The 19,761-nt window shown below is 70.7% G+C and carries 23 protein-coding genes; 7 read left to right on the top strand and 16 right to left on the bottom strand.

Annotated features, from left to right (window positions below; genetic code table 11):
• Positions 1–4: 4 nt before the first annotated feature.
• Positions 5–1,093 (top strand): T3SS (YopN, CesT) and YbjN peptide-binding chaperone 1, encoded by a 1,089-nt coding sequence (locus tag ACZ3I4_RS27135; RefSeq protein ID WP_465384840.1) that lies wholly within the window; start codon positions 5–7, stop codon positions 1,091–1,093.
• 122 nt (positions 1,094–1,215) lie between these two features.
• Here the strand turns inward: ACZ3I4_RS27135 and ACZ3I4_RS27130 are convergent, their stop codons facing one another.
• Both ACZ3I4_RS27130 and ACZ3I4_RS27125 read right to left on the bottom strand, forming a co-directional pair.
• A complete protein-coding gene (locus tag ACZ3I4_RS27130) occupies positions 1,216–3,036 on the bottom strand; it encodes a beta-propeller domain-containing protein (protein WP_465384839.1) in 1,821 nt (606 codons plus the stop codon).
• 39 nt (positions 3,037–3,075) lie between these two features.
• Positions 3,076–3,534: an Lrp/AsnC family transcriptional regulator gene (locus ACZ3I4_RS27125; protein ID WP_465385051.1), complete on the bottom strand. Its 459-nt coding sequence runs from the start codon at positions 3,532–3,534 to the stop codon at positions 3,076–3,078.
• 67 nt (positions 3,535–3,601) lie between these two features.
• Between ACZ3I4_RS27125 and ddaH the strand changes: the two genes are divergently transcribed.
• A complete protein-coding gene (ddaH, locus tag ACZ3I4_RS27120) occupies positions 3,602–4,429 on the top strand; it encodes a dimethylargininase (RefSeq protein ID WP_465384838.1) in 828 nt (275 codons plus the stop codon).
• A gap of 69 nt (positions 4,430–4,498) precedes the next feature.
• Positions 4,499–5,062, top strand: a complete 564-nt coding sequence (locus ACZ3I4_RS27115) for a bacterial proteasome activator family protein (protein WP_465384837.1) — start codon at positions 4,499–4,501, stop codon at positions 5,060–5,062.
• Here the strand turns inward: ACZ3I4_RS27115 and ACZ3I4_RS27110 are convergent.
• The 4 genes from ACZ3I4_RS27110 to ACZ3I4_RS27095 form a co-directional block, all read right to left on the bottom strand.
• The gene (locus ACZ3I4_RS27110; RefSeq protein ID WP_465384836.1) at positions 5,059–5,859 is read right to left on the bottom strand and encodes an HAD family hydrolase; all 801 of its coding nucleotides are present in this window, start codon (positions 5,857–5,859) and stop codon (positions 5,059–5,061) included. The two genes, ACZ3I4_RS27115 and ACZ3I4_RS27110, sit on opposite strands and share 4 nt — an antisense overlap.
• The gene (locus ACZ3I4_RS27105) at positions 5,859–6,671 is read right to left on the bottom strand and encodes an HAD-IIB family hydrolase (protein WP_465384835.1); all 813 of its coding nucleotides are present in this window, start codon (positions 6,669–6,671) and stop codon (positions 5,859–5,861) included. Before ACZ3I4_RS27105 ends, ACZ3I4_RS27110 begins: the two co-directional genes overlap by 1 nt.
• Before the next feature lie 107 nt (positions 6,672–6,778).
• Positions 6,779–8,041 carry a serine--tRNA ligase gene (gene serS / locus ACZ3I4_RS27100; RefSeq protein WP_465384834.1) on the bottom strand — a complete coding sequence of 421 codons (1,263 nt, stop codon included), beginning with the start codon at positions 8,039–8,041 and terminating at the stop codon, positions 6,779–6,781.
• Between the two features lie 79 nt (positions 8,042–8,120).
• Positions 8,121–8,909 (bottom strand): hypothetical protein, encoded by a 789-nt coding sequence (locus ACZ3I4_RS27095; RefSeq protein WP_465384833.1) that lies wholly within the window; start codon positions 8,907–8,909, stop codon positions 8,121–8,123.
• 65 nt (positions 8,910–8,974) lie between these two features.
• Between ACZ3I4_RS27095 and ACZ3I4_RS27090 the strand changes: the two genes are divergently transcribed.
• From ACZ3I4_RS27090 to ACZ3I4_RS27080, 3 genes are all read left to right on the top strand, one after another.
• Entirely contained in the window at positions 8,975–9,403 is a 429-nt protein-coding gene (locus ACZ3I4_RS27090; RefSeq protein WP_465384832.1) for an OsmC family protein, read from the top strand.
• Between the two features lie 71 nt (positions 9,404–9,474).
• On the top strand, positions 9,475–9,813 hold the full coding sequence (locus ACZ3I4_RS27085; RefSeq protein WP_184957077.1) for a metallopeptidase family protein: 339 nt from the start codon (positions 9,475–9,477) through the stop codon (positions 9,811–9,813).
• 64 nt (positions 9,814–9,877) lie between these two features.
• Positions 9,878–10,615: an AIM24 family protein gene (locus ACZ3I4_RS27080; protein WP_465384831.1), complete on the top strand. Its 738-nt coding sequence runs from the start codon at positions 9,878–9,880 to the stop codon at positions 10,613–10,615.
• Here ACZ3I4_RS27080 and pheA read toward each other — a convergent pair.
• The 5 genes from pheA to ACZ3I4_RS27055 all read right to left on the bottom strand — a co-directional run bounded on the left by pheA (position 10,612) and on the right by ACZ3I4_RS27055 (position 14,049).
• Positions 10,612–11,559 (bottom strand): prephenate dehydratase, encoded by a 948-nt coding sequence (gene pheA, locus ACZ3I4_RS27075; RefSeq protein WP_465384830.1) that lies wholly within the window; start codon positions 11,557–11,559, stop codon positions 10,612–10,614. The two genes, ACZ3I4_RS27080 and pheA, sit on opposite strands and share 4 nt — an antisense overlap.
• Positions 11,560–11,583: 24 nt before the next feature.
• A complete protein-coding gene (locus ACZ3I4_RS27070) occupies positions 11,584–12,222 on the bottom strand; it encodes a hypothetical protein (RefSeq protein ID WP_465384829.1) in 639 nt (212 codons plus the stop codon).
• Positions 12,223–12,262: 40 nt separating this feature from the next.
• A complete protein-coding gene (locus tag ACZ3I4_RS27065; RefSeq protein WP_465384828.1) occupies positions 12,263–12,652 on the bottom strand; it encodes an ACT domain-containing protein in 390 nt (129 codons plus the stop codon).
• Positions 12,653–12,746: 94 nt separating this feature from the next.
• The gene (locus ACZ3I4_RS27060; protein WP_465385050.1) at positions 12,747–13,208 is read right to left on the bottom strand and encodes a hypothetical protein; all 462 of its coding nucleotides are present in this window, start codon (positions 13,206–13,208) and stop codon (positions 12,747–12,749) included.
• A gap of 106 nt (positions 13,209–13,314) precedes the next feature.
• The gene (locus ACZ3I4_RS27055; protein ID WP_465384827.1) at positions 13,315–14,049 is read right to left on the bottom strand and encodes a hypothetical protein; all 735 of its coding nucleotides are present in this window, start codon (positions 14,047–14,049) and stop codon (positions 13,315–13,317) included.
• Between the two features lie 311 nt (positions 14,050–14,360).
• Between ACZ3I4_RS27055 and ACZ3I4_RS27050 the strand changes: the two genes are divergently transcribed.
• Positions 14,361–15,575: an arginine deiminase gene (locus ACZ3I4_RS27050; RefSeq protein ID WP_465384826.1), complete on the top strand. Its 1,215-nt coding sequence runs from the start codon at positions 14,361–14,363 to the stop codon at positions 15,573–15,575.
• Here ACZ3I4_RS27050 and ACZ3I4_RS27045 read toward each other — a convergent pair.
• From ACZ3I4_RS27045 to ACZ3I4_RS27025, 5 genes are all read right to left on the bottom strand, one after another.
• The gene (locus tag ACZ3I4_RS27045; protein WP_465384825.1) at positions 15,546–16,289 is read right to left on the bottom strand and encodes a glycoside hydrolase family 16 protein; all 744 of its coding nucleotides are present in this window, start codon (positions 16,287–16,289) and stop codon (positions 15,546–15,548) included. The genes ACZ3I4_RS27050 and ACZ3I4_RS27045 overlap by 30 nt on opposite strands.
• A 95-nt stretch (positions 16,290–16,384) precedes the next feature.
• Positions 16,385–17,263 (bottom strand): DUF5926 family protein, encoded by an 879-nt coding sequence (locus ACZ3I4_RS27040; protein WP_465384824.1) that lies wholly within the window; start codon positions 17,261–17,263, stop codon positions 16,385–16,387.
• Positions 17,264–17,357: 94 nt separating this feature from the next.
• Entirely contained in the window at positions 17,358–18,551 is a 1,194-nt protein-coding gene (locus ACZ3I4_RS27035) for a sensor histidine kinase (RefSeq protein ID WP_465384823.1), read from the bottom strand.
• Positions 18,552–18,612: 61 nt separating this feature from the next.
• Positions 18,613–19,416, bottom strand: a complete 804-nt coding sequence (locus ACZ3I4_RS27030; RefSeq protein WP_465384822.1) for a glycerophosphodiester phosphodiesterase — start codon at positions 19,414–19,416, stop codon at positions 18,613–18,615.
• Positions 19,413–19,748, bottom strand: coding sequence for a rhodanese-like domain-containing protein (locus ACZ3I4_RS27025; RefSeq protein ID WP_465384821.1), 336 nt, complete (start codon positions 19,746–19,748; stop codon positions 19,413–19,415). The genes ACZ3I4_RS27030 and ACZ3I4_RS27025 overlap by 4 nt, the downstream gene beginning before the upstream one ends.
• Positions 19,749–19,761: the final 13 nt, after the last annotated feature.

The following is a 19,761-nucleotide window of genomic DNA, read 5'->3' as shown; positions in this document are numbered from 1 at the left end:
GATCATGACGGTAGAGAACGCCGGAGCCGGCGAGTCCAACGAGGGTGTGCTCCTCGACGAGCCGACGACGGCCGATCTTCGGGCCAAGGTCGGCGAGGCATGGCGGGAGTTCGCACGGGCCCTGGCCGGCCTGCTGCCGACGCTCGCGCCCGGGGCCCACGTCGATCTGACCCTCGATCCGACCGCCTCCGGCACCGGCATAGCCGTCTATTCGGTCAGCATCCGGGTCCTCGAGGGTGGCGTGGTCGAGGCACTGGCGATCGGTAACGCGGGCCTGCCTGAGGGCTACCGGATGGACCGCGCCTCGATCGCCGACCTGGTCGCGCTGGGCTGGTCGCCGCCGGGGGTGCTGCCGGGCTCGGGCGACTCGTTCGGGCTCAGCTCCAGTCAGGACAGCGCGAACCGGCTTGCCACCGTGGTCACGCGCACGCTTCGGGACGTCTACGGCGCGCCGCACCCGGCGTTCCTGGTCTATCTCGTGCACGACGAGAACGACGAACCGATCGAGTCGACTCCGCTGGCCACGGCCCGGCACGAGCCGAGCATCGACGGCGACCTCAGCCTCGACGACCTCGACGAGGACGGTGTGCTGTCGGCCGCCCTGGCCGACGCGGCCGACGAAGTCGTCCCGCTCGAGGAGCGGGTGCGCACGGTGGTCGCGACCATGTCGAAGACGACGACCGATCAGCTGCAGGTGGACGCGGACGGCGACATCGGCATCCGGGCCGGGTCGGCGATGGTGTTCGTCCGGGTGCGCGACAATCCGCCGCTCGTCGACGTGTTCTCGCCGATTCTGACCGAGGTCGAGCCAACCGAGCAGCTCTATGTGAAGTTGTCCGAGCTGACCAACCGGATGCCGATCGGCCGGCTGTACTGCGCGCAGGACACGGTGTGGGCTTCCATCCCGGTCTTCGGCCGCAACTTCCAGGCCACCCACCTGATGCTGGCCGTGCAGGTGATGACCGGGCTGGCCGACGAGCTTGACGACCGGCTGCACGGCGAGTTCGGCGGCAAGCGGTTCTTCGGCGAGGGCGACAAGCCGACCCCGAGCAAGGCGGCCACCGACGAGCACCGCACGGGGATGTATCTGTAGACGCCGGAAGCCGCCCGGCCCGCCGGGGCGGACGGAACCGAGCGGCTTGGCAGGGTCTGTCCCGCCGGCCACGCGGGGCTGAGGCGGACCGTCGGGGCAGACCCTGGCTACGGCGTCGCGGACTACTTCAGATCCACCCAGGCGACGCGGTCCAGGGTGGACGCATTGGTGGCGAGCAGTCCCTCGCCGGTGATCGACCAGAGCACGTCGCCGACGACCAGAGCCCGGCGCATCGGACCGGCCGACGCTTCGCCCGCGGCGAGCCGGGTCGTCTGCTGCAGGCGGTCACCGGTCACCCACAGGGCCAGCGCGCCGTCGGCCTTGACGTCGGCGACCGGCAGGACCAGCAGGTTCGTCGCCGGCCACCAGAGAATCGCGTGCGGGTCGGCCTCGGCCTCGGACTGCCCGCCGGGCACGACGTGCCGGTCGAGACGCCGTGGCGCGGCCGGGTCGGTCACGTCGAACAGGGACACCTGCATGCCCTGGGGCCGGCCCTGGGCGTCCGCCTCCTGCCCGATGCCGATCAGCCGGTCCTCACCGACCGGCTGCAGATGTGACGAGTAGCCGGTGATCTTCAGCTCGCCGGTGACCCGCGGTTTCGCCGGGTCGGACAGGTCGAGGCTGTACAGCGGATCGGTCTGGCGGAAGGTCACCACATAGCCGCGCGAGCCGAGGAAGCGTACGGAGTAGATGCGCTCGCCATGGCCGAGACCCTCGGCCGCGCCCACCTGGACGAGCTTGCCGTCGCGCTCGGCCAGCACCCGCACCGCCGAGGCGTCGTCCGTCCAGCTGGTGGTGGCCACCCGCAGGTGACCCTCCCAGGCCGACATCGAATATTGGTTGAGCAGTCGGCCCGGCACCTTGCCCGAGGCCACGTACGCCGGCTTGCCCACCGGCGGCAGGCTGAAGCGGTAGATGTCGGTGCCGTCGGGCGGAGCGATCCGGGACGTGTCGGAGGGCGCCGTGTTGAACCGCCAGCTCTCGTTGTTGGCGATGTAGAGGCTGTCGCTCGTGCCGTAGACCGCGTCCCCGTCGGCCATCATCGCGACCGGATCGCCCGCGCCCAGCTCCGCCGCGGTCAGGTCGAACGAGAGCACCCGCAGCATCGTCAGGCCCGAGAACGATTCCGGCCGGCTCACGGCCGAGCAGTCGAGCTGTCCCTTGGTCGTGGCGCCGCCGGTGGTGATCTCCCAGTCCGGCAGCCAGGCGTCGACCGGGGTGGCGGCGATCGCGGCCCCGTCGTCCTGCGTCACGTTCTCCGGGACTTCGCCGGGGCCGAACGGCAGCTGGAACCGGGGACCGCTGCTGATCACGACCCGGGCCGTGCTGCCCTGCTGCCGGGCGTCGACGATCCGGCCGTCGCCGCGATAACGGCTGATCAGCCGGGGCTGGGCCTGCGACAGGTCGACCAGCAGCACCTCGGAGCGGCCGGACGACGGGCGCATGATCCGGGTGTCCTCGCGCAGCATCGGGCCGCCACCGCCGTCGGCCAGCACCAGCGCGCGATCACCGGCGAGGAGCAAGGTCGGTTCCCCGTACGCCCGGAGGCCGAGGTCGAGCCGGCCGGTCTGCGCCCGTGCGGCCGTGTCGACCACTCGCAGCACGCCACCCGAGACGGCGACGATCCGTTTACCGTCGGTCTTGACGATGTCGGGTTCGTCGACGCCCGCCTCGTGCACGTTGGTGCCCGAATAGGCCTGGTCAGGTGCTGCGGCGGCGGCACGGGCACCGTCGGGCAGGGCAAGCCGGGCTCCGCCGGTCTCGGCCGTGCTGCTCAGTTCGGTGGCCGCCCGCAACTCCTTCTCGAGCTGCGCACACGAGTCGAAGGCGACGAGTTTCAGCGGAGGGGCCGGGGCCGGTGGTGACGGCGCGGCCGGCGACGCCGTGCACCCGGCCAGTGGAATCACGGCCAGCGCGGACCAGAACCAGGAGCGACGCGACATGCCGGTTGGACGGGCCGGGCCGCGACCGGGTTCCCAAGGTCACTCGATGGCGGGGACCGGGGCGGGGGTCTCGACCAACCGGGACAGGACGATCATGCTGCGGGTCGAGGTGACGAACGGCTCGGCCCGCAGCCGTTCCAGGGTCTGTTCGAGGTGCCCGATGTCGGCCGCGCGCAGATGCACGAGGGCGTCGGCCTGACCCGAGACCGTGTACGCCCCGACCACCTCGGGATGCCGCCGGGTGGCCACCGTGATCTGGGCCGGCGTGGTGCGCCCGGTGCAGAAGAGCTCGACGAACGCCTCGGTCGTCCAGCCCACCGCGGCCGGGTCCACGACCGTGGTGAAGCCCTTGATCACTCCACTCGATCGAAGACGGTCGACGCGGCGTTTGACCGCCGGAGCGGACAGTGAGACCTTCGCGCCGATCTCGGCGTACGAGGATCGCGCGTCAGCGATGAGCAGCGCAACGATTCGCTGATCCACGGCGTCCAGTTGCAACGATTCGCCCCCAACGGACAAGATTTCTGGCTGTTTCGTGCACCGCAGCCTACCTACGCTCTAACTCGTGACCGACACCGAGCGCCTACCGCGAAACCGGACATATCTCATGTGTCCTCCGAAGCATTTCACGGTCGAGTACGCCATCAACCCGTGGATGGACACGACCGTGCCGGTCGACGCCGCCCTGGCGCTCAAGCAGTGGGAGGTCCTGCGGGACACGCTCGCCGACCTCGGCCACCAGGTGCACGTGCTCGACGCCGTGGCGGGGCTGCCCGACATGGTCTACGCCGCGAACGGCGCGTTCTCGGTCGACGGCATGGTCTACGGCGCCCGCTTCCGCTATCCCGAGCGCAGCGCCGAGGCCGACGCGCACCGCGAGTTCTACGCCGGGCAGGGCTGGGAGTTCGCCGGTCCGGAGCACGTCAACGAGGGCGAGGGCGACTTCGCGTACCTTCCCGGGGCGTACGGGGGAATGGTCCTCGCCGGCTACGGCTTCCGCACCGACCCGGCCGCGCACGACGAGGCCCAGGAGGTGCTCGGCCGCCCGGTGGTGTCGCTGCGCCTGGTCGACCCGGCCTTCTATCACCTGGACACCGCGCTGGCCGCCCTCGACGACGGCAACGTCACGTACTACCCGGAGGCCTTCTCGCCGTCCTCGCAGCGGGTGCTGGCGCAGCTCTTCCCGAACGCGGTCCGGGCCGACCGGGCCGATGCCGAGGCGTTCGGGCTCAACCTGGTCAGCGACGGCCGTCATGTGATTCTCAACACCGAGGCCACGGCCATGGGCGACAAGGTGCGCGCGGCCGGTTATCAGCCCGTCCACGTCGACCTGTCGGAGCTCAAGCGGGGCGGCGGCAGTGTGAAATGCGCCGTAGCTGAGCTCCGGGCGTGACGGTCGTCTCGGCCGACAACGGCACGGGCACTGGCGAATGACTAGGCAGCGTGCGGGAAGATGGATCGCATGACCGACGAACAGCGCAACGCGGAGAAGCAGGAAGACGGCTCTGTCATGGTGGTCGGCCCCGACGGGCGGCCGATGGGCACGATCGACGCCGACGGGACGGTCAACCCGGAGGAGCCCGGCAACCTGATCGAGCAGCCGGCCAAAGTCATGCGCATCGGCAGCATGATCAAGCAGCTTCTCGAGGAGGTTCGCGCGGCGCCGCTCGACGAGGCCAGTCGGGGCCGGCTCCGCGAGATCCACCAGCGTTCGATCACCGAGCTCGAGGACGGTCTCGCCCCCGAGCTGCGGGACGAGCTCGAGCGTCTCTCGCTGCCCTTCGAGGGTGAGACGCCGCCCAGCGAGGCCGAGCTGCGCATCGCGCAGGCTCAGCTCGTCGGCTGGCTCGAGGGGCTCTTCCACGGCATCCAGGCCGCGCTGGTCGCCCAGCAGATGGCCGCCCGGCTGCAGCTCGAGCAGATGCGCGGCGGCAACCCGGGCCGACCGGCGCTGCCGATGGGTGCGATGCCCGGCATGCCCGTCCCGCGCGAGGGCAGCGACGGCCGCACGGGGCAATACCTCTAAAGGTCGTAGAGGCCGGCCAGGTAAAGCGCCACCCCGTCCTCGTCGTTGGTGGGTCCGATCTCGTCGGCCACCTTCTTGAGGGAGGGGTGGGCGTTGCCCATCGCAACCGAGTGACCGGCCCAGGTCAGCATCGGGATGTCGTTGGGCATGTCGCCGAACGCCACCACCTCGGACTTGTCGATGCCGTAACGCTCGCAGTGCCAGGCCAGCCCGGCCGCCTTGGTCACGCCGGCCGCGCTGATCTCGACCAGCGCGCTCGACGACGAGTGGGTGGTCGTGGCGATGTCGCCCAGGGTGCGGCTGACCAACTCGAAGAAGTCGTCCGGCCCGTGGTTGGCCGAGCGGGCCAGCAGCTTGACGGCCGGCGCCGAGGTCAGCTCTTCCGGGGTGGCGAGGACGCGTACGGCCCGGTTGTCGGCCTCCCAGCGCACCGGCCAGGCCTCCTCGTACCAGAAGGAGCGCCCGTCCTCGACCTCCACGGCCAGCGCGATGTCGGGCACGGCCTCGCGCAGCCGCTTGCTGACGTCGAGCAGCAGTTCGGCCGAGAGCGGGTCGGCCCGCAGCACCTCGTCGCGGTCGGCGTCGTAGATCACGGCGCCGTTCGCGCAGATCGCCGGGACCGGCGCGGCCATCTGTTCGAAGAGCTGGTGAAGCCAGCGCACCGGCCGCCCGGTCACGACGACGAACGGGACCGGAAGAGCGTCGAGCACCTCGATGGTGCGTTTGCTCAGGGTCCCGTCGGTGCGGATCAGGGTGCCGTCGATATCGCTGGCGACCAGCTTGTAAGGCGTGGACATCACCTCGACATTAGCCGGTCCAGATAGACCGCCACGCCGTCCTCGTCGTTGGTGAGCGTCACGTCGTCGGCGACCGCCCGCAGCTCGGGATGGGCGTTGGCCACGGCCACCCGTCCCCACCCGGCCCAGGCGAACATCGGCAGGTCATTGGGCATGTCGCCGAAGACCAGCACGTCGGCCGGGTCGACGCCGACCGCCTCGGCGACCACGGCCAGGCCGGTGCCTTTGTCCACGTTCGCCGGGCAGATCTCGACGTAGTCGAGGCCGGCCTGGGTGACCGAGGCCACCTCGGGCGGGACGATCCGGCGGGCCACCGCGAGCAGATCGTCGACGTCGTACGCGAACGAACGCGCGAACGCCTTGATCACATCACCGGAGCAGCACTCGGCGCGGTTACGCCGCTCGACGACCACGGGGTAACGCCAGGTCGGGTCGTAGTCGCCCCAGAGCGGGGACTCGTCGTGCTCCAGCGCCTCGACCATCACCGAAAGCTCGCCGACCTCGGCCTCGAGGCCGGCCAGCACCCGGCCCAGTGCGGGGCCGGGCAGACGCGAACGCAGCAGGTAGGTGGACTCGGCCTGGTCGAGCACCCAGCCGCCCTGAGCCATCACGAGGAAGTCGGCGTCGCGGATGTCGTTGCGGGTCAGCGAGGTCAGCCGGGGGCCCCGGCCGGTGGCGCCGACGACACGGATGCCGGCCGCCCGCACCCGCTCGAGAACCTCGTGGGTATAGGCGGACACGGTGTCGTCGCTGCGCACCAGAGTGCCGTCGAGGTCGGTCGCGATGAGCTTGGGGAGTCCAGGCTTGACCACAGATGCCTCCGAGGGTTGTGCAACCCCCGCGGAGGGCGGAAGGAAAACGGTACACCCACCTGCTACCAGCGGCTATGACTTCTGGTAGCCGGTGGATGTATTCACCGTTAGCGGGAAGCTTCGAGAAGATCCCGGCCGCCGAGGTACGGCTGGAGGGCCTTGGGCACCCGCACCGAACCGTCCGGCTGCTGGTGGTTCTCGAGGATCGGAATCAGCCACCGGGTGGTCGCCAGCGTGCCGTTGAGGGTGGCCGCCGTCTGCGGCTTGCCGTCGGCGTCGCGGTAGCGGATGTTGAGCCGCCGGGCCTGGTACGTCGTGCAGTTCGACGTCGAGGTGACCTCGCGGTAGCGGCCCTGCGACGGCACCCAGGCCTCGCAGTCGTATTTCCGCGAGGCGCTCGAACCGAGGTCGCCACCGGCCACGTCGATCACCCGGTACGGGATCTCGACCTTGGCCAGCATCTCCTCTTCCATCGCCAGCAGGCGCAGGTGCTCGGCGGCCGCGTCCTCCGGCTTGCAGAACGAGAACATCTCGACCTTGTCGAACTGGTGGACCCGCAGGATGCCGCGCACGTCCTTGCCGTACGACCCGGCCTCGCGGCGATAGCAGGACGACCAGCCGGCGAAGCGCTCGGGACCGCGCTCGAGGTCGATGATCTCGTTGGAGTGGTAGGCCGCCAGCGGCACCTCCGACGTGCCGACCAGATAGAGGTCGTCCGCCTCGAGACGGTAGACCTCGCTCGCGTGGGCGCCGAGGAACCCGGTGCCCTCCATCGACTCCGGCTTGACCAGCGACGGGGTGATCGACGGGATGAACCCGTGCTCCACCGCCTGGGCGATCGCCATCTGCAGCAGACCCAGCTGGAGCAGCGCGCCGACCCCGGTGAGGAAGTAGAAGCGCGAGCCCGACACCTTGGCGCCGCGCTCGGTGTCGATCGCCCGCAGCGCCTCGCCGATCTCGAGGTGGTCCTTCGGGTTTTCCAGCTGCGGGATGTCGCCGACCTCGCGCAGCACGACGAAGTCGTCCTCGCCGCCGGGCGGCACGCCGTCCTGCACCACGTTCGACACCGCGAGGTGGGCCGTGCGCAGCGCCTCGTCGGCCGCCGTCGTCTCGGCCTCGGCCGCCTTGACCTCGCCCGCGAGTTCCTTGGTGCGCGCCAGCAGGGCGGCCCGCTCGTCACCGGAGGCTTTGGGAACCTGCTTGCTCAGCGATTTGTGCTCGGCCCGCAGCGCCTCGAACCGCTGGGTGGCCGATCGGCGCGACTCGTCGGCGCGCAGCAGTTCGTCCACCGCCTCGGTGGACTCGCCACGCAGTCGCTGGCTGGCGCGGATCCGGTCGGGGTCTTCGCGAAGCAGACGCAGGTCAATCACGAGAGTCGAGCCTACCGGCGGCCGAGTCCGGTCAGCACCCGGATATCCCCCGAGTCCGGCTCGCAGGGGGTGGAACCGGTCAGTTCGGGCGATCGCGGTCGTCGTTGAACGTCGTGAACGGCTGCGACGACGTGACGGTGAGGTCGAGCGCCCCGCTGTCGGGCTGCTCCTCCCGGCCGGTCGCGGGCCGGCGCCACGACCAGATGTCGGCCGGCGGCACCTCGTCGGCGCCGGCCCCGGTCACCCCGGGAGCCGCCCGGTCGTCGGCCAGGTGCCGCCCGGCGAGGTAGAGCGCGGCCAGCGCCAGCAGCACCGCGGCGAAGCCACACCACAACCCACGCCCGTACGCGAGGGTGATCCTGGGGTCGTCGAGGGCGACGCGGTAGACCGGGTCGATCACGAAGCTCACCGAGTTCAACCGGGCGGCCAGCGCCAGCAGCACCCCGGCCAGGGTGCCGGCCACGCTCAGTCCGGCCAGGCGGAACACGCGGCGGGTCGAGGGCGGGCCGAACAGCGTGAGCACCACGGCCGGCACGATCAGGAACAGGCCGAGCAGGTAGCCGGTGCCGAGGACGCCGAGATCGTCGATGCCGCTGGGCAGCACCTGTTCGCCCGCATCGCTCCCGAGCGAGTTCGCGTCGAGCGTGGTGACCTGCCACTCGGACAGCGCCGAGACAAACGCGGCCAGGGCGGCCAGCAGCGCGGCCAGAGGCACCGTGCGGCGGTCCGCGAGAAGGTCGCGGCCCGAGCCGGAGAAGTCCCAGCGGCGGCGGCGTTCCTTGGGCGCCGGGCCGAACTCGACCACGGCCTCGTGCGGCGTCACATCGATCTCGGCCGGCTGGGGGACGGGCGGATGCTGCGAGGGCATGGCAACCATGGTGCCCTGTGCCAGGTCGAGCGGCCAGCAACCGCGGGATGGACTAGCGTTTGGCTATGCCTATTCGTTCTGCTTCGGCCCGCTGGCAGGGGAACCTCACCGAGGGTTCCGGCACGATCAAGACCGGCAAGGGTGGCGTCCAGGGGAACTACTCCTTCAAGTCCCGTTTCGAGGAGGGCGAGGGAACCAACCCCGAGGAGCTGATCGGCGCCGCGCACGCCGGCTGCTACTCGATGGCGTTCTCGAAGGCTCTGTCCGACGCCGGCTTCACGCCGACCTCGGTCGAGACCGTCGCCAAGGTGCACCTGGACAAGACCGACGCCGGATTCAGCGTCACCCGCATCGACCTCGAGACCGTGGGCGATGTTCCGGGCGTCGACGACGGCACGTTCCAGAAGATCGCCGAGGACGCCAAGGCGAACTGCCCGATCTCCCGCCTGCTCTCGCCGGGCGCCGAGATCACCTTGAGCGCCAAGCTGTCCTGACCCACCCGCGTCATCCCGTGCACCGGCCGCTCTCAGGTGGCCGGTGCACAATTGCTCGTGTGCCGGTCGAGATGAGTCGGGAACGCTTCGAGGACCTGGTCGGCGAGGCGCTCGACGAGGTGCCCGCCGAGCTCCTGAAGGTCATGGACAACGTGGTCATCGTGGTCGAGGACGATCCGCCGGACGGCGAGGATCTGCTCGGCCTGTACGAGGGCACGGCGCTGACCGATCGCGGCTGGGACTACGCCGGTGTGCTGCCCGACCGCATCACGATCTATCGCAACCCCACGCTGCGCGTCTGCGACACCGAGACCGACGTCATCGACGAGGTGGCCATCACGGTGGTGCACGAGATCGCCCACCACTTCGGCATCGACGACCACCGCTTGCACGAGCTGGGATGGGGCTGAAAGCCGATACCCGGGTTGGCAGACCCTCCTACCCTGATGGCAAATAGCTAGCAGGAGGACGTGCATGCGTAGCGAGCTTTTCTCCGCCGACAACCTCGAGAAGGAGTCGGCCCAGCCCGGACTCCGTCTTCAAAATTCCAAGCTGCTCAAGGCCGAGCTGAACGGCGAGTTCATGGCCCGCGTCGGCTCGATGGTCGCCTACCAGGGTCAGGTGCAGTTCGAGGCCCTCGGGTCCGGCGGCCTCGGCAAGTTCCTCAAGCAGAAGCTCACCGGCGAGGGTGTGCCGCTGATGCGCGTACGGGGAAACGGTGATGTCTTTCTGGCCGACAACGCGGCCGACGTCCACCTGATCGACCTCGAGCCCGGCGACGCGCTCTCGATCAACGGGTCGAACGTGCTCGCCTTCGACGCCTCGCTCAACTACGACATCAAGATGGTGCAGGGCGCGGGCATGATGTCGAACGCCGGCCTGTTCAACTGCGTCTTCAGCGGGCACGGGCGCATCGCGGTCACCACCAAGGGCACCCCGGTCGTGCTCACGGTCGACCAGCCGACCTTTGTCGACCCGCAGGCCGCGATCTGCTGGTCGGCCAGCCTGCAGACCGGCTATCACCGGGCCGAGCAGCTCGGCCTGGGCACGCTGCTGGGCCGCACCACGGGCGAGCGGTTCACGATGAGCTTCGCCGGTCAGGGCTTCGTGGTCGTGCAGCCCTCCGAGGAGCCCCCGGCCGGTCTGGCCGGCACCGGCGGCGGCAACAGCCAGCAGGAGGGCGGCCTCCTCGGCAACATCTTCGGTAACTAGACGAAGTTGCCGGCTCTCAGCTGGGCCAGCCACGTGGCGGAGTCGGCGAAGTCGGTGTTCGAGAGGCCTCGCGGGGAAGCCACGGGGGCCTCGGGCGTGAGCCTGTGCCGGGGATAGCTGCCGAGGAAGCGGACGTCGGCGCAGATCCGGCGCAGGCCCTGCAGCGCCTCGCCCAGGCGGGGCTCGGCCACGTGGCCGGTGCAGTCGAGGAAGAAGACGTACGTTCCCAGCTGCACGCCGGTCGGGCGGGACTCGATGCGGGAGAGGTTGATGCCGCGTACGGCCAGCTCGGTGAGCACCGCGAGAAGCGCACCCACCTGGTCGTGCCGGATCGACACGGCCAGCGACGTAACGTCGTCGCCGGTCGGTTCGCCGGTCGGCCCGGGCCGGGTCAGCAGCGCGAACCGGGTCACCGCGTCGGCGTGGTCGGCCACCTTGCCGGCCAGCACGGTCAGCCCGTTGCGCGGCACCCCGATCGGCGCGCAGAGGGCCGCGTCGTGCTCGCCGGCGGCCGCGCTGATCGCCGCGGCCGCGTTGGAGAGCACGTCGACGATCACCGCGTCGGGCACGTTGGCCAGCAGCCAGTTGCGGCACTGGGCCGAGGCCTGCGGATGGGCCGCGATCGACCGGATCTCGCCGAGCGGGGTCAGCGCGCGGGCAGCGAGCACGAACTCGACCGGGATCACGACCTCACGGGTGATCACCAGCGGGCTGCCGGTGACCAGTTCGTCCAGCGTGACCGGGATGGCTCCGCCCACCGAGTTCTCCAGCGGCACCAGCGCGGCGTCGGCGTCGCCCGCCCGGACGGCCTCGAGCGCCTCGGGCACGCTGCGCGCCGGAGTGCGTAGTCCGTGCTCGGCGGCGGAGATGGTGCGAAGGGCGGCCTCGGTGAAGGTGCCCTCCGGCCCGAGGTAGACGAAGCGCGTAGGCGGCGTTCCCGGCATACGCGGAGTCTAGGCCCAACCCTCTCAGAAGCCGCAGGCCAGCACTCGGATGCCGGGCGGGGCGGTGGTCTGGACGCGGTCGATGCAGACCTCCGTGCCCGCGGCGACCAGTGCGAGCGTGGTTCCGGTGCCGGTCGCGACGACCATCAGCGGCTCGAGCTCGTCGGCGCCCTCGCCCGTGACCTCGACGGTGGTGAACGACCACGTGCCCGCGCAGAACGGGCCCTGGTAGATCCGCATCGGCTTGTTCGGAATACCGGGCTGTCCCTTGATCAGCGCCAGGATCTGGGCGCCGGTGGGCTGGGAGGTGCACTTGGGAGCGTGCGACGGCGTGGGCGTGGCCGGAACAGTCTCGGGCGCCGTCGTCGGCAAGGTGGTCGGCCGCGCGGTCGGATAAGCCGGCCGGGTCGGGTAGGCCGGGCCAGTGGGATAGGCGGGGCCGGTCGGGTAGGCCGGGCCGGTCGGATAGGGGGTCGGGCCGGTCGGCAACCCGGGGGCCGTCGGCAGCGGGAACCCGCCCGAGGGACCGATCGAGATGGGGCCCGCGCTGGGGGTCGCGTACGGCGGTGAGGTCGGCATCGGCTTCGGCGGCTCGCCACAGGCGCCCAGCAGGAGGCCCGCGCCGGCGAGCGCGACGGTGATCAGTTGTGTGCGGGGGGACACGCGCACATATTAGGTCCGGCAGTGCCCGATGTGACCAGGCTCAGGACGCTATCCGGTGGCCGGCCGCGAGCAGCGTGTCGACCGCCTCGGTGAGCCGCACGGTCGGCACCAGTAGATAATCGGTGGAAAACGTCGAAAAGGTGACGATGTTCACGCGGGCCTCGGCCAGCGGCCCGATCAGGGAGGCCAGCACACCGGTCAGCGCGAGGTCGAGCGGGCCGACCACCCGCAGGCAGCGCCACGCGGTGTCGGCCTCGGCGCCCGCGGGCACCCGGTCGGCCGGGCAGATGATCGAGAACTCGTCGGCGTCCCAGCTGAGCGAAATGACGCTTTTCTCGTCCGGACCCCCGCTCAGCGAAGCAGGGATCGGCGAACCGGCAGGCAGCCGGCACACCGCGTACTCCGCCGGTAGCAGATCTAGATCGAGCATGAGGGCAGACTACGGTTCGAGATCAGGGTTGCCCAATGCCCGTGGGGTGCGTCAAACACCACAAAACGCGAAACGCGCTCGTAATAACGGCTGGTCAGTACCGGACTGCGGAGAAGAAGGTCATCGAGCCGGCCAGGCGCTCGTTGTCGAACAGCGGAGTGGCGATCGCGTCGACGGTCAGCGGGGTCTCACCCGGGGCCGGGACGACGCGCAACAGGCCACGCGCGAGGCGCTCGCTGCGCAGGGCCAGCAACGGCGGGATCTTGTCAGCGTCCGATTCCTCGAGCTCACCGGCCGTCGCCGTGAAGTCGATCAGGCGGAGCACCGAGCCGAGCGCCTTGCCGATCACCTCGGGGGGCTTGCCGACGCCGAGCAGTTCGCCGCAGGACGCCGACATCGCGATGATCGCGGTCGCGGCGTCGATGATGAGGCACGGCTCCGGAGCGGCGGCGACGGTCGCCGTCCACCTCTCCAGGCTCGGGACGAACTCGGCCTCGGACGGCGTGCGCGCCTGCGGTACGAACGCTCCCGAAAGTGAGAGTTCGACGTGCGCCACCCGGTCCTCCTCGCTCTTGCCGTTCGACGGGCGGCGCCGCGACCGCACCCGGATGACCCGAGTGCCCGCCGCGGCGGCCAGCCGTCGACTACAACCGGAAGGAACGTTACCGGCGTGCTGTCCGCTTGTCAGCGGCCGTTTGTCCGTCAGCGTGCCAGCGATAGTCGCCGGCCGGGCGATACGGAGCGTTTGCCCAGGTCGCGGGATGGTTGGCCACGGCCGAAAGCTTGCCCGCGGTGGCCGGCGAGATGCGGGCCCCGCCCGCGATCAGCAACCGGTCGAGTTCCTTGTCGGTGGCCACGAGCACCTCCTTGGGAAGGCCGTGCACGCTGATCACACCGGATCCGACGAAGGTGAGCACGGGGGTGACCGGCACACTGAGACCGACGGCGGCGGAGAGCGCCTTGCTCGCCCGGCGGGCCTCACGACGGGCCTCCGCGATGTAGTGCGGGCGCTTTCCGTTGATCTGCACCACGTCACCGGCGATGAGCACCCGGGCGCGGCCGTGGTCGGCCACGGTGACCGCGTAGACGCCGCCCGGGCCGATCGCCAGGAACCCGGCGCGGTCGTCGGCGGGGTCGGGCTCGTAGTAGCTCAGCGCGTCGGTGCGCGGCCAGTCCACGATGTGCCAGTTGGGTCCGAGACGGTCAAGACGGGTCAGCGCACGGGCGCCGGCGGCTTCGAGGCGGCGGGCCTCACGCTCGGCGCGGCGGCGGCGTGCCCAGTCGGCGGGCGACTGGCGGGCGGGCTCGAGGGCCTGCGTTTCGCCCGGGCGGCGATCGATGACCCTCTGGCTGTTCGGTGGGACGGGAAGAGCAGGGCGTGCTGGGAAGACAGTCACTGCGACCTCCGGCAAAAGGTCCTTCGGGCTCTCTTTTCACTACCGTAAGTGCTCGACCCCATACGGAAGCAAGACGTAGGCGTGTCAAGAAAGTGGAATGAGGGGATGAATGCCGCATTCACGCATCGCGACTTCTTGCGGATGGTGCATCTCGGCGCCTGTTCCCCCGGTCGAAAGAGTTTCAAGACCAAGTTAGTCGGCGTGCCGCGCTCGTGCACAGATGTCTCATGATCTAGGCAGAACGTCATCGGCCGATAGCGTTGAGTGCCCGGCGGGTGCCGGGAGATCGACGAGTGGGCTAACGTCGGCTCGTGGCGCACTATGTCGACAGTGAAGTGGGCCGGCTGCGGACGGTGCTGCTCCACCGCCCCGGGCCGGAACTGGCCCGGCTGACTCCGCGGAACAACGACAGCCTGCTCTTCGACGGTATTCCGTGGGTGAGCCGAGCTCAAGAGGAGCACGACGCCTTTGCGGCCGCCCTGCGCGAGCGCGACGTCGAAGTCCTCTATCTGGGTGACCTGCTGGCCGAGACGCTCGCCGTCGAGGCCGCCCGGGCCGAGCTGACCGCGGGCGTGCTGGCCGACCGCCGCCTGGGCGACACCCTGCGCGACAGCGTGGGCCGCTATCTGGCCGACCAGGATCCGCGCCGGCTGGCCGGGGTGCTCATGGCCGGGCTGGCGCACGAGGAGCTCAAGCCGGGGCCGGGCGGTCTGGTCTACGAGATGATGAACCGCCTCGACTTCGTCATCGACCCGCTGCCCAACCTGCTGTTCACCCGCGACTCGTCGGTCTGGGTGGGCGACCGGGTGGCGGTCACCAGCCTGGCCATGCCCGCCCGCAGCCGCGAGACGACGCTGACCCGGGCGATCTACCGATACCACCCCCGCTTTGCCGGCACCGACCTGCTCTACGACCCCTCGCTCGAACTGCTCGAGGGCGGCGACGTGCTGCTGCTGGCGCCCGGGGTGCTGGCCATCGGGGTCGGCGAGCGCACCACCCCGGCCGGGGCCGAGCGGCTGGCCCGGCGGGTGTTCGCGGCCGGCCTGGCCCGCACCATCCTGGCCGTGCCGATCGCGCAGGAACGCGCCACCATGCACCTCGACACCGTGTGCACGATGGTCGACGTGGACGCCGTGGTGATGTATCCGAACGTCGCGGACACGCTGCGGGCGTACACGGTGACCGCGGACGCCGACGGTGAGCCTCGGGCCACCGCGCCGCGGCCCTTCCTGGAGGCGGCGGCCGAGGCGATGGGCATCGACCGGCTGCGGATCATCGACACCGGCCTCGATCCGGTCACCGCCGAGCGTGAGCAGTGGGACGACGGGAACAACACGCTGGCCATCGCGCCGCGGCTCTGTGTCGCGTACGAGCGGAACGTCGAGACCAACGCCCAGCTCGAACGGGCCGGCATCGAGGTCGTGCGGATCAGCGGCTCGGAACTGGGCAGCGGCCGGGGCGGGCCGCGCTGCATGAGCTGCCCGATCGAACGGGTCTCACTCGGCCGGGCGGCCGCTGACGTGTGACACGACCAGCTCGGGCACCGGCACAGGCCCCTCGACCTGATCGGCCCGGCCGGGGAAGTCGAAGACGGCGATCTCGAGCTGGACGGGGTAGTCGGGGGCCTGGCCGACCCGCTTGACCACCTCGCCGTCGACCGAGAACACCAGCGAATCGGGGCGCCAGCTCACCGCGTACGTGTGGAAGGCGGAAACGTCGATCGGCAGGGTGACCGTCGCCCAGTCCTCGGCGAGCCGCGGATCGCGAAAGCGGTGCAACCCCATCCCGACCGCCTGCGGGGCCGAGCCGAAGACCTCCATCACGCAGATCTCGCCGGACCGCTCGGGGGTGTCCTCGATGCCGGAGAGCCAGAAGGCGACCATCGACCGCGGCGTGATCGTGCCGCGCATCCGGATCTCCAGGTCGCCGTAGAGCGGCGTGTAACCCCAGAACTCGCCCTGCTCCTCGAGCACCCGCTGCCCGGGCCGGAACGGCTGACCGCCCACGGTGCTGCCGACAGGCCCCGAGAAGTTCGCGCTCTGAATGCCCGACACCCGCAGCGGCGTCTCGTGCACGCCTTCGGCCCACAGCGGCTGGTCGGCGGGGATGCTGAGCCGCAGTTCCCCGCCCCCGACCCCGTACGTCGCCGCCGAGGCCGCTCGCGAACTCCAGTGCGGCAGATACCAAGGCACCCAGACCGACCGGTCCAACTCACCCGCCTGAAACCGCTCGTCCAGCACCTATTGCTCCTGTTCAGGGCCCTACCCGCAGTGCGCCCGACCTCAAAGGGCGCACTGCACGCCGAGCGGAGCGAGGCCATGTAACAGCGCGCCATTTATCGGAGGGTGAGCTGCCGGCCGATCAAGCCCTGCTTGGCCCGGCGGGCGTCCGCGTCGAGCGGGCCCGTCTCGGCGAGCGTGTCGGCATACCGCTTGGCGAAGTCGGCCAGCGGCGCCTCCCAGTCGGCGCCCTCGGGCTCGCCCGGGATGTCCCACACCGGCACCAGCAGGCCGTGCGCCCGGAACATGCCGGCGAACTTGGTCTGCTCGCCCAGCAGCAGGTCGCCCGAGGCGGACAGGCGGGCCAGCGTGTCGAGCGCGCGGTCCTCGCCGTCGGGGAGCACCCAGCGCACGTGACCCTTGTCGGGGGCGACCCGGCACCAGTACGCCGCCCGGCCCGCGGACAACCGCAGAGTCGGATAGATCGAGGCGTTCGCCCGTTCGAGGGACGCCTTCACCGTCGGGTCCTCGGCCTGCTCGGCGTCGAGCCAGTACTCGAAGCCGTCGTGCATGGTGATCTCGAGCGGGCCGTCGACCAGCACGTCCTGCAGGCGGGGACCCTGACCCGGCAGGGCCGGCACGGAGACCGTGTCGCCCGGGTCGGTGCGCAGCGCGCTGAGGATGGCCACCGCGAGGTCGCGGGAGACGTCGCCCGACTGCACGTGCCGCTGCAGGCCGATGAAGACCCGGCCGTCCTGGCGCGTCATCGCCGGCCAGGCCATGGGCAGCACCGTCGAGAGGGTGACCGGACGGTCCCCGTACTCCTCGATGATCTCGGGCCGGAGGGTGAGCGGCGCCGACGCGGCGGGCACCAGCTCGCGCAGCGCGATCCACTCCGGTTCGTCGGTCAGCCCCTCGAAGGGCCGGGCCACGAAGATGTCCCGCACCTTTTCGCGCTTGGGTGCGGACGGGCGTTGGTTGCGACGCTTGCTCACGGCGAGACAGCCTAGGCGGTGCGCGCCCGAAAGGGACACTCCGCCCCGCACTATGAGCGCGGAAGCCCGCACCATGAGCGCGGAAGGGGGAGGGTCAGGCGCGCGGAAGACGGACCTCGGCGGTGGTGCCGCCACCCTCCCGGGGACGCAACGACACCCAGCCGTGCTGGCGTTCGACCAGCCGGCGTACGAGATAGAGCCCCAGACCCGCCCCCGGGTGGTGCCGCCGGTCGCCGCCCTCGGCCTGCCAGTAACGCTCGAACGCCCGCTCGACGTGCTCGGGCCGGATGCCCGCGCCCCGGTCGGAGAGGCGGAAACGCAGCGTCTCCTCGTCGGCGCCCGCGCACAGCTCGACGATCGACCCCGGCGGGGAGTGCTTCTCGGCGTTGGTGGCCAGCTCGGTCAGGATCGTCGCGATCGAATCCCTTTCCCCGTACGCCTTCGGCAGCTCACCCGGCAGGTTGTCGAGCACGATCCGGCGGCGGAGGTCGGCCGGCAGCTCTTCGACCGCGTTGCGCAGCGCCTCGGGCAGGTCGAACGGGCCGGCGGGGGACGCGCCGACGTCACCGTCCTCGCTGGCCGCCGAGAGCAGCCGGTCGACCAGCCGGGCCAGTTCGCCGGCGCGGGTGTTGATGATCCGCACCGCTTCCTGGCGGCCGAGATCGCCGAGCGTGTCCCAATGGTTCGACAGCGTGTCCGCATACCCCTTGATCACCGTGACCGGGGTGCGCAGCTCGTGGCTGGTCACCGCCACCCAGAGATCGCGATTTTCCTGGCGGCGGACCTGTTCGCCGGTGTGCGCGGTCAGACCGTCGCGGGCCGCGTAGAGCCGCCCGGCGTAACCCGCGAGCAGCTCGAGGACGGCGTGATGCTCGGGCCCGGGCTCGTCGTCGCTGTCCCCGAAATAGACGTGCAGCGACCCCACGATCGTCTCGCCGACCTCGCATCGCGCGCCCAGCATGCGATGCACGTCGCCGCCCTGCACCTGCTTGGCGAACTCGTCGTTGAGCGAGTCGAGCGGGATGAGCAGCGTGCGGCCGTCGCGCAGGCGGGTGTCGGCGCGGTCGACCCGGCGGCCGATTGCGGGCGTGCACGCTCCGGTGGCGGCGACGATGCGGCCGTGGTCGGCGGCGTATTCGGCGAAGCCGGCGCCGCGGCCGCCCAGCGTCTCCTGAGCGAGCCGGACGATCTGCTGCAGCACGGGCAGCTCGGCCTCGCCCGCGTTTATCCGGTCGAGGACCGCGATCTGCCCGCGCGTCAGCGCGGTGTAGTCGGGACGCTCCGGCATGACTGCGAGTCTGCCTCGCTTCCTCGGTCCCCGATAGTGTCGGACGTCACAAACAGGCGGCTCAGTCCCTTTGGTGGACGGAAGCCAGATGGTCCAGCACGAACTTGGGCCGGTCGGTGATGACGCCGTCGACCCGGTGCTCGAGGACCATGTCGAGATCGGCCTTGTCGTTGACCGTCCACACGTACGCCTTGTGCCCCGCGGCCCGGATGGCCGGGATCAACCCCGGGCGGGACCGCACGAGCGTGACCCCCGGCCCGGCGATGCGGGCGCTGAACGGCAGACGCCCCCGGCCGATCCCGGGCGGCAGGATCTCGAGCAGATAGACCGTGGGCAGTCCCGGCGCCTGAGCCCGTACGCGTCGCAGCGCCAGCGCGGCGAACGACATCACGGTCACCTGGACGGGATCGTCGGGTTTCGGGTCGGCCAGACCGTAGCGGCGCAGCAGCTTCACGAGCCGGCGCTCGACCTCGGCTCCGTAGCGTGACGGATGCTTGGTCTCGATGAGTAGCTTGACGGCCCGTCCGCTGTCACGCACCGCCGCCAGCAGCCGGTCGAGCGTGAGCAGGCGCGAGAACTCCGGCAGCGGCTCCTCGTCGGCCGGATATCCCGGGTGCCACGAGCCGAAGTCGAGCGAGTCGAGCTCGGCCAGCGTCTTGGTGCTGACCCGGCCGCGGCCGTTGCTGGTGCGGCCGAGCCGGCCGTCGTGCACGCAGACCAGGTGGCCGTCGCGGGTGAGCCGCACGTCGCACTCCAGCCCGTCCACGCCGTCCTCCAGGGCGCGCAGATAGGCGGCGAGCGTGTGTTCGGGCAGGGCGTCGGCGCCTCCGCGGTGCGCGAAGACGAGCGGGCGGTAGTCGTTCACAGAACTTGTGCTTGCTGCCCGTTCTCGCTGACGACCTCACGGCCGGCGAACGCCCACGACTGCATGCCGCCGTCGAGGTTGCGCACGTTGTCCCAGCCGTTGCCCATCAGATAGGAGACGACCTGGCCGGAGCGGCCGCCGGAACGGCAGACGACCACCACCTCCCGGTCGGTCGGGACCTCGGCCATGCGGGCCGGGATCTCCATCATCGGCAGGTGGTGGGCGCCGGGTGCGTGCCCCGCCGTCCACTCGTCGGGCTCTCGCACGTCGAGCAGATAAGCGTCGTCGCCGACGTCGGCGGGGGTCACGCTGGGCACTTGGGGTCCGAACACGTTCCCAAGCGTA

The sequence above is a fragment of the Actinoplanes sp. NPDC021490 genome, assembly GCF_055562135.1.
This window is presented reverse-complemented; position numbering and strand designations above follow the sequence as displayed.

Bases quoted from the DNA above. Each gene is read 5' to 3' on its own strand.
- ACZ3I4_RS27080 (WP_465384831.1), top strand. From the start codon at position 9,878: ATGCGTAGCGAGCTTTTCTCCGCCGACAACCTCGAGAAGGAGTCGGCC.
- pheA (WP_465384830.1), bottom strand. From the start codon at position 11,559: ATGCCGGGAACGCCGCCTACGCGCTTCGTCTACCTCGGGCCGGAGGGC.
- ACZ3I4_RS27135 (WP_465384840.1), top strand. From the start codon at position 5: ATGACGGTAGAGAACGCCGGAGCCGGCGAGTCCAACGAGGGTGTGCTC.
- ACZ3I4_RS27095 (WP_465384833.1), bottom strand. From the start codon at position 8,909: ATGCCCTCGCAGCATCCGCCCGTCCCCCAGCCGGCCGAGATCGATGTG.
- ACZ3I4_RS27035 (WP_465384823.1), bottom strand. From the start codon at position 18,551: ATGCCGGAGCGTCCCGACTACACCGCGCTGACGCGCGGGCAGATCGCG.
- ACZ3I4_RS27110 (WP_465384836.1), bottom strand. From the start codon at position 5,859: ATGTCCACGCCTTACAAGCTGGTCGCCAGCGATATCGACGGCACCCTG.
- ACZ3I4_RS27130 (WP_465384839.1), bottom strand. From the start codon at position 3,036: ATGTCGCGTCGCTCCTGGTTCTGGTCCGCGCTGGCCGTGATTCCACTG.
- ACZ3I4_RS27115 (WP_465384837.1), top strand. From the start codon at position 4,499: ATGACCGACGAACAGCGCAACGCGGAGAAGCAGGAAGACGGCTCTGTC.
- ACZ3I4_RS27090 (WP_465384832.1), top strand. From the start codon at position 8,975: ATGCCTATTCGTTCTGCTTCGGCCCGCTGGCAGGGGAACCTCACCGAG.
- ACZ3I4_RS27065 (WP_465384828.1), bottom strand. From the start codon at position 12,652: ATGCTCGATCTAGATCTGCTACCGGCGGAGTACGCGGTGTGCCGGCTG.
- ACZ3I4_RS27085 (WP_184957077.1), top strand. From the start codon at position 9,475: ATGAGTCGGGAACGCTTCGAGGACCTGGTCGGCGAGGCGCTCGACGAG.